Source organism: Parasutterella secunda (genome assembly GCF_016901835.1).
GTDB lineage: Bacteria > Pseudomonadota > Gammaproteobacteria > Burkholderiales > Burkholderiaceae_F > Aphodousia > Aphodousia faecavium.
This window is the reverse complement of sequence record NZ_JACJKX010000063.1, coordinates 1-219: the sequence shown is the minus strand read 5'-3', so window position 1 is coordinate 219 and position 219 is coordinate 1. Positions and strand designations below refer to the sequence as shown.

At 46.6% G+C, this 219-nt stretch carries 1 pseudogene; it reads right to left on the bottom strand.

The features are described 5' to 3' along the window. A pseudogene (locus tag H5985_RS09355) lies at positions 1-219 on the bottom strand (IS30 family transposase); the annotation flags it as partial.

Sequence of the window (219 nt, the reverse complement as noted above, 5' to 3'; positions counted from 1 at the left end):
TTCAGCTGATTTACTGGCGGCTTTAGTCGTCAGTAGAAAACGACTTTTCCGTTCAACAAGCGTGACCAAAACCGCTCCTTTGGTCTTTTTACCCAATACTGTATCAGCCCCCCAATGACCATATTCAGTTCGATTATTGGCTTTTGTTGACCTCTGTTCGATAGGTACTCGATCTGTGAGAATGCCACGCCCGGTATCTTTACCGTGCCGTCGGTTGTA